The organism is Metapseudomonas resinovorans, assembly GCF_002003485.1.
Lineage (GTDB): Bacteria > Pseudomonadota > Gammaproteobacteria > Pseudomonadales > Pseudomonadaceae > Metapseudomonas > Metapseudomonas resinovorans_D.
This window is the reverse complement of sequence record NZ_BDMA01000079.1, coordinates 1-6,260: the sequence shown is the minus strand read 5'-3', so window position 1 is coordinate 6,260 and position 6,260 is coordinate 1. Positions and strand designations below refer to the sequence as shown.

Annotated in this window: 8 protein-coding genes; 4 read left to right on the top strand and 4 right to left on the bottom strand. The window is 64.3% G+C overall.

What is annotated here, in order from left to right:
* Nucleotides 1-127: 127 nt before the first annotated feature.
* Nucleotides 128-457 (bottom strand): hypothetical protein, encoded by a 330-nt coding sequence (locus tag MnOB_RS21905; protein WP_077526336.1) that lies wholly within the window; start codon nucleotides 455-457, stop codon nucleotides 128-130.
* Between the two features lie 232 nt (nucleotides 458-689).
* Nucleotides 690-1,694 carry a bile acid:sodium symporter family protein gene (locus MnOB_RS21900; protein WP_077526335.1) on the bottom strand — a complete coding sequence of 335 codons (1,005 nt, stop codon included), beginning with the start codon at nucleotides 1,692-1,694 and terminating at the stop codon, nucleotides 690-692.
* Nucleotides 1,695-1,775: 81 nt separating this feature from the next.
* Between MnOB_RS21900 and MnOB_RS21895 the strand changes: the two genes are divergently transcribed.
* Nucleotides 1,776-2,564 (top strand): AraC family transcriptional regulator, encoded by a 789-nt coding sequence (locus tag MnOB_RS21895; RefSeq protein ID WP_077526334.1) that lies wholly within the window; start codon nucleotides 1,776-1,778, stop codon nucleotides 2,562-2,564.
* 136 nt (nucleotides 2,565-2,700) lie between these two features.
* On the opposite strand, the gene MnOB_RS21890 is transcribed toward MnOB_RS21895, so the two are convergent.
* Both MnOB_RS21890 and MnOB_RS21885 read right to left on the bottom strand, forming a co-directional pair.
* A complete protein-coding gene (locus tag MnOB_RS21890; protein WP_077526333.1) occupies nucleotides 2,701-2,982 on the bottom strand; it encodes a DUF2218 domain-containing protein in 282 nt (93 codons plus the stop codon).
* A gap of 11 nt (nucleotides 2,983-2,993) precedes the next feature.
* Entirely contained in the window at nucleotides 2,994-3,635 is a 642-nt protein-coding gene (locus MnOB_RS21885) for an NAD(P)-dependent oxidoreductase (protein WP_077526332.1), read from the bottom strand.
* A 101-nt stretch (nucleotides 3,636-3,736) separates the two neighbouring features.
* Between MnOB_RS21885 and MnOB_RS21880 the strand changes: the two genes are divergently transcribed.
* The 3 genes from MnOB_RS21880 to bfr all read left to right on the top strand — a co-directional run bounded on the left by MnOB_RS21880 (nucleotide 3,737) and on the right by bfr (nucleotide 6,127).
* Nucleotides 3,737-4,630 carry a LysR family transcriptional regulator gene (locus MnOB_RS21880; RefSeq protein WP_077526331.1) on the top strand — a complete coding sequence of 298 codons (894 nt, stop codon included), beginning with the start codon at nucleotides 3,737-3,739 and terminating at the stop codon, nucleotides 4,628-4,630.
* Between the two features lie 72 nt (nucleotides 4,631-4,702).
* Nucleotides 4,703-5,596, top strand: a complete 894-nt coding sequence (locus MnOB_RS21875; protein ID WP_077526330.1) for a PA4780 family RIO1-like protein kinase — start codon at nucleotides 4,703-4,705, stop codon at nucleotides 5,594-5,596.
* 66 nt (nucleotides 5,597-5,662) lie between these two features.
* The gene (gene bfr / locus MnOB_RS21870; protein WP_077526329.1) at nucleotides 5,663-6,127 is read left to right on the top strand and encodes a bacterioferritin; all 465 of its coding nucleotides are present in this window, start codon (nucleotides 5,663-5,665) and stop codon (nucleotides 6,125-6,127) included.
* The last annotated feature ends 133 nt before the right edge of the window (nucleotides 6,128-6,260 follow it).

Here is a 6,260-nt window from a genome sequence, read left to right as displayed (position 1 = left end):
GCATCAAGGTGATCAAGCGCATGGCCTACGGCTATCGGGACAGCGACTTCTTTTTCATGAAAATCAAAGCCGCCTTCCCCGGTAATCCGTGGAGAACCTTTTTTTTGTCGGGCGGGTGGGACGGTTTTCAGCCATCGATCAATACGCCGTCCTTGACGATCTTCACCTGCTGATGGCGCTCAAGGCGCACCGGATCGCGGCCGGTGATGCTCCAGCCCTGGTCGAGTAGCTTTTCGATGTGCTTGCGCATGACGTGAAAGCCGCGTCTTTCCTGCGGCACATCGCGGCGGCGCTTGAGCACCACCCACTGACCGGCGACGTACTCGATCCAGGGAGTCTCGGGTATCTCCCTACGGTCGGCCGCGGCCGGCAGACTGCTCTTGAAGATGGCCTCTTCGGGGTACAGCAACTCGGTAACGCTTGGTTCGTGTTCGCACAGCAGCCTGGGGTCAGTCATTTCCAAACAACCTCCCTATTGCACGATTGCGTTTGGACGCTTGTTGCCGTCCGGGCCTGGAGCTGGGTGTATCACCGTTGCAACAGGTGCAGAGCAATGGCTGTGCCACAAGCGCTGCACCGCTCTGGGCGGGCGCTTGCAGGGGAGGCGAGGCGCTTTGCCGCGCCGGGACTGGGGATTGGGACTCAGGAGTGGGGCAACCCTCACCCCCGGCGGGGTGAGGGGCGGCCGATCAGGCTGCGGCGGCGGCCATGGCCTGTCCACGCAGCGAATAACGCTCGGCCATGACGGCGCAGACGATCAGCTGCATCTGGTGGTAGAGCATGATCGGCAGCAGGATCAGACCGAGGGCAGGGCTGGCGCCGAAGATGATGGCGGCCATGGGCGCGCCCGCCGCGAGGGATTTCTTGGTGGCGCAGAACACGGCGGCAATCTCGTCTTCATGGCTGAAACCCAGGCTGCGCGCCGAGCGGGTGGTGAGCCAAAGCATCAGGGCCAACAGCAGGACGCAGCCGACAAATGCTACGACCAGGGTTTCCGGGCCTTGCTGCTGCCACACGCCACCGGCCACCGAATCGCTGAAGGACGCGAACACCAACAGCAGGATCACCAGCTTGTCGAAGATGCCGGTGTAGCGTTTGTAGCGGGCGAAGAACTTGCCCCACAGCGGGCGCAGTATCTGTCCCAGTAGCAGCGGCAGGAGCAGGAGCAGGCTGAGATCCAGCAGGGTCTTGCCCAGGTCGATGCCGCCGTTGGCGTCGGCCACCAGGCTGATCAGCCAGGGCGTCAGGAACACTCCCAGCAGGCTCGACAGGCTGGCATTGAGGATGGCCGCCGGGACATTCCCCCCTGCGCTGCCGGTGAGTGCCACGGACGAGGAAATGGTCGAGGGCAGGGCGCAGAGGTAGAAGAATCCAAGCATCAGCGCAGGCGGTACCTGGCCCCCCAACAGCTTGTTCGCGGCGAGCCAGAACAGCGGGAAGATGGCGAAGGTGAAGACCTGCACCATCACATGCAGGCGCCAGTTGCCCAGGCCCTTCCTGATCTGCTCGGTGGAGAGGTTGATGCCATGGAGGAAGAACACCAGGAAGACCCCAGCATTGATCAGGCTACCGGCATGCAGGGTGCCGCCATGCTTGCCGACGTTGGGGAACAGCCAGGCCAGGGCGACCGCCAGCAGCATGCCGCCGAGGAACCAGTCGGTGACCAGGCGTTTCAGGGGTTTGAGTGCCGACATGGAGCCTCCAGATTCGCGCGAACTTGAGGCCGGAGACTAGCGGGCGCAGAATCCGGCCGTCTAACGACATGAGATCAACAGATGTCGCCAAACGGACAACATGACCTGCAACGCCAGATTCCTCGGCTCGAACACTTGCCGCGGCCGCTGTACGCCCGCGCGGAAAGCCTGCGCGCGGGCTCCTGGACGGCCCGTCACAGCCACGACTGGGTGCAGCTCTCCTACGCCATCAGCGGCGTGCTGGGCGTGCACACCGCGGCTGGCAGTTTCTACGCACCGCCGCACTGGGCAATCTGGGTGCCGGCTGGGCTGGAGCATGAGGTGGTGAGCTCGATGAACGCCGAAATGCGCAGCCTTTATGTGCGCCGCGACGCCAGTGCCTGGGCACCGGAGCGCTGTCGGGTGCTGGAAGTGACGCCGCTGGCGCGGGAGCTGATCAAGTCCTTCTGTGAACTGCCGGTGGAGTATCCCGAGGGCGAGAGTGCGGAGGCGCGGTTGGTGGCGGTGCTGCTGGACCAGCTCCAGGCGCTGCCCGAGGCGGGGTTTTCCCTGCCGATGCCGGCCGAGGCGCGCCTCTTGCGGCTGTGCAGCGAACTGGTCGCCCAGCCCGATCTTGCCCACAGCCTGGGGGATTGGGCGCTGCGGCTGAATACATCAGAAAAGACCCTGACCCGCGCCTTCCAGCGCGAGACCGGGCTGAGTTTCCGGCAGTGGCGCCAGCGCCTGCGTCTGTTGGCCGCCTTGCAGCCCCTGGAGGGCGGCGCCAGCGTCACCGAGGTGGCCCTGGCCAGCGGTTACGAATCACCGTCGGCCTTCATTGCTGCATTCAAGGGGTTGTTCGGCGTGACCCCGGGTGAGTTGTTTCGGTAAATGCAGGTGAGGAATTGGATTTTGTAGGGGCGAATTCATTCGCCAAGGGCAGCGCAGCTGCCCCCATGGAAACCGATGGGCAGCCCTTCGGCCTGCTTGGCGAATGAATTCGCCCCTACAGATCGTGCCCCCGAGATCAGCTCCACTCCAGCGTCAGCTCCTCCTGCCAGGCCACGCGCACGAAATGGCTGCCGACGATGTCCTTCAGACGCTCCAGGCCTTCGCTGGATTCGCTTTCCACGGCCAGGGTCAGACCATCGCCTTCGGCGCGCAGCAAGCCGAGGCCCAGGTCAAATTCGATGCGGCCCTGCTGGTCGTCATGGCTCACCGGCACGCGGTGGGCGAAGTGCTTGCACAGGCGGGTGATGTAGCGCGCCGGGGTGGCGGTGGCGACGTGGGCGGATGCGGTCAGGGTCATGGGCAGGTTCCTCAGTAGCCAACGGTGAAACGTTGGCGGATGTGTTGGGGTTGCTCCAGTTCGTCGACGATGGCGACGGCGAGGTCAGCCACCGAGATGCGCGCCGGATGGTCGCCGCTCATCAGCAACTGGTCGCCGCCGACACGGAAGCGACCGGTGCGCTCGCCCGGCTCCAGCAGGGCAGGCGGGGAAATGAAGGTCCAGTCCAGATCGTGAGCTTCGCGGATCAGGTTGAGTGCCTGGCGCGCGCCTTCCGCGCCTTCCTTGTACTCGGCGGGGAATTCCGGGGTATCGATCAGTTGGAGGTTGGGCGCGACATAGAGGCTGCCGGCACCGCCGACTACCAACAGGCGCTTCAGGCCGGCCTGGCGGACACCGGCGAATATGGACTGGGTGCCTTCGATGAACAGCTCGCGAATCTTCACCTCGCCCCAGCCGGGGTTGAAGGCGTGCACCACTGCGTCGTGGTGAGCGACGGCCTGCGCAATGTTGGCCGCGTCATAGGCGTCGCCTTTCACCGCGTCGAGGTGGGCGTGCTGTGGGAGCTTTTCCGGGTGGCGGACGATGGCGGTCACTTCATGGCCGCGCTGCAGGGCTTCGCTGAGGACGGCGGAGCCGACGAAACCGGTGGCACCGATCAGGGCGATTTTCATGTGCATCTCCATGCAGGGTTGCGAGGTGGCGCATAATCGCTGCTGGATAATCGATGGAAAAAGTACCGAAAGGTGCTTTCACAATTAAGCAGGGCTTACGAATGGAGCAGCTCAAGCGCATGGCGGTGTTCGCCACCGTGGTCGAACGCGGCAGCATGGTGGGTGCGGCCGAAGTGCTGGGCATGACGGCCTCGGCGGTCAGCCAACAGATTCGCAAGCTGGAAGAGGAAACCCAGGTCAGCCTGCTGCATCGCACCACGCGCAAGCTGACCCTGACCGAGGCCGGCGCGGTGTTCTACAAGAGCTGCGCCCAGGTGTTGGAGCTGGCGCAGCAGGCCGAGCAGCGCCTGGCGGAGCTGCGCGATGCGCCGGTGGGCGAGCTGCGCATCGCCGCGCCGGTGGGTTTCTCCACCGGCATGTTGACCGAGGCGCTGGCGCCACTGCTGGAAGCCCATCCGGGTATCAGCCTGCAATTGTTCTTCCATGACGAGCAGATCGACCTGGTGGAACAGCGCATCGATCTCGCCATCCGCGTCGGTCCTCAGGAAGATTCCAGCCTGGTGGCCCGGCATCTCGCCGACTGGCCGGCGGTGCTCTGTTGCGCCCCGGCCTACCTGGCCCGGAGCGGTCCGATCCAGCGGCCTGAGCGGCTGCTGGAGCTGGACTGGATCAGCCTCAATGGCGAGCGCCAGCAGCACCAGGTGACCTTCACCGGGCCCGCTGGCGAGCAGCAGCGGCTGCGCCTGGAACCGCGCGTCGCATGCAACAACATCCTCGCAGTGCGCAGCTTCACCCTGGCGGGGCTGGGTATTTCGCTGCAACCCGAGCCGGAAGTCCGCGAGGAACTGGCCAGCGGGCGACTGCTGGCCTTGCTGACCGAGTGGCAGCCGAGGCCCGTCGGCCTGTACATCGTCACCCCGCGCCGCGATGCGCTGCCGGCCAAGGTGCGCTATGCCATCGAAGCCCTTCGTCGCGGTCTTTTGCGTCGTGGATAGCCGCCGCTGCCCGCATGCCGTATAACGTCGGCCCATCCTCTCCGTCCCCTTGAAGGCACGCGCTGCACCTGCATGAAGACCCCGAAACGCCTTGAGCCATTGCTGGAAGATGGCCTGATCGATGAAGTCCTGCGCCCGCTCATGAGCGGCAAGGAAGCCTCCGTGTACGTGGTGCGCTGCGGCAGCGAGCTGCGTTGCGCCAAGGTCTACAAGGAGGCCAACAAGCGCGGTTTCCGCCAGGCCGCCGAGTACCAGGAAGGCCGCAAGGTGCGTAACAGCCGCGATGCCCGGGCCATGGCCAAGGGCTCGAAATACGGCCGCCGCGAACGCGAGGAAACCTGGCAGAACGCCGAGGTGGCCGCGCTGTTCCGCCTGGCCAACGCCGGCGTGCGGGTGCCCAAGCCCTACGACTTCCTCGATGGCGTACTGCTCATGGAGCTGGTCAGTGACGGTGAAGGCGATGCCGCGCCGCGCCTGAACGATGTCGACCTGACGCCTGAAGACGCGCGCGAGTTCCACGGCTTCATGATTGGCGAGATCGTCAAGATGCTCTGCGCCGGACTGGTCCATGGCGACCTGTCCGAGTTCAACGTGCTGCTCGACCCCTACGGTCCGGTGATTATCGACCTGCCCCAGGCCGTGGATGCCGCCGGCAACAACCACGCCTTCCGTATGTTGGAGCGTGATGTCGGCAACATGTCCGAGTATTTCGGCCAGTTCGCCCCCGAGTTGAAGTTCACCCGCTATGCCAAGGAAATGTGGGCGCTCTTCGAGGAAGGCAAGCTGACCCCGGAATCCCCGCTCACCGGTCAGTTCGACGAGCCCGAAGACGCCGCCGATCTGGATGCCGTGATGCGCGAGATCAAGGCGGCCCTGGCCGATGAAGCCCGGCGCCAGGCGGCGCTTGCCGAGCAGGACGCGCCGCAAGTACGCGAAGAGCCTGAGCCGCCGTGGATGCGCGGCTGAGCATCACTTGACCTGACAGGGCCGGAGCACGATCCTTGCTCATTGGTTTTTTCAGGAGATGTGCAGATGCAAGGCCAAGCCGAAGTGGTTGATTACCTCAAGGACCTGTTGCGCGGCGAGCTGGCTGCCCGCGATCAGTACTTCCTGCATTCGCGGATGTACCAGGACTGGGGCTTCAACAAGCTTTTCGAGCGCATCAACCATGAGATGGAAGAAGAGACCCAGCACGCCGACGCCCTGCTGCAGCGCATCCTCTTCCTCGAAGCCACCCCGGACATGCGCCCGCGTACCATCCATCCCGGTAGCACTGTGCCGGACATGCTGCGCGCCGACCTCAAGCTGGAGTACGAAGTCCGTGCCGCGCTGAGCAAGGGCATCACCCTGTGCGAGAAGCACAAGGACTACATGAGCCGCGACATCCTCGCCGCCCAGCTCAAGGACACCGAGGAAGACCACGCCTACTGGCTGGAACAGCAGCTCGGCATGATCGACCGCATCGGCCTGGAGAATTACTTGCAATCGCAGGTGTGAGGTCCCAGGTTGACCAGAAAGGGCCGCCAACGCGGCCCTTTCTTTTGGTTCTTCACGGATTACCGGGGAAGGCGGCTTTGATTTTCATGAAAAAGAAGTCGCTGTCCCGATAGCCGTAGGCCATGCGCTTGAT

Coding starts and splice junctions, on each gene's coding strand:
- MnOB_RS21905 (WP_077526336.1), bottom strand. CDS start 457: ATGACTGACCCCAGGCTGCTGTGCGAACACGAACCAAGCGTTACCGAG.
- MnOB_RS21900 (WP_077526335.1), bottom strand. CDS start 1,694: ATGTCGGCACTCAAACCCCTGAAACGCCTGGTCACCGACTGGTTCCTC.
- MnOB_RS21895 (WP_077526334.1), top strand. CDS start 1,776: ATGTCGCCAAACGGACAACATGACCTGCAACGCCAGATTCCTCGGCTC.
- MnOB_RS21890 (WP_077526333.1), bottom strand. CDS start 2,982: ATGACCCTGACCGCATCCGCCCACGTCGCCACCGCCACCCCGGCGCGC.
- MnOB_RS21885 (WP_077526332.1), bottom strand. CDS start 3,635: ATGAAAATCGCCCTGATCGGTGCCACCGGTTTCGTCGGCTCCGCCGTC.
- MnOB_RS21880 (WP_077526331.1), top strand. CDS start 3,737: ATGGAGCAGCTCAAGCGCATGGCGGTGTTCGCCACCGTGGTCGAACGC.
- MnOB_RS21875 (WP_077526330.1), top strand. CDS start 4,703: ATGAAGACCCCGAAACGCCTTGAGCCATTGCTGGAAGATGGCCTGATC.
- bfr (WP_077526329.1), top strand. CDS start 5,663: ATGCAAGGCCAAGCCGAAGTGGTTGATTACCTCAAGGACCTGTTGCGC.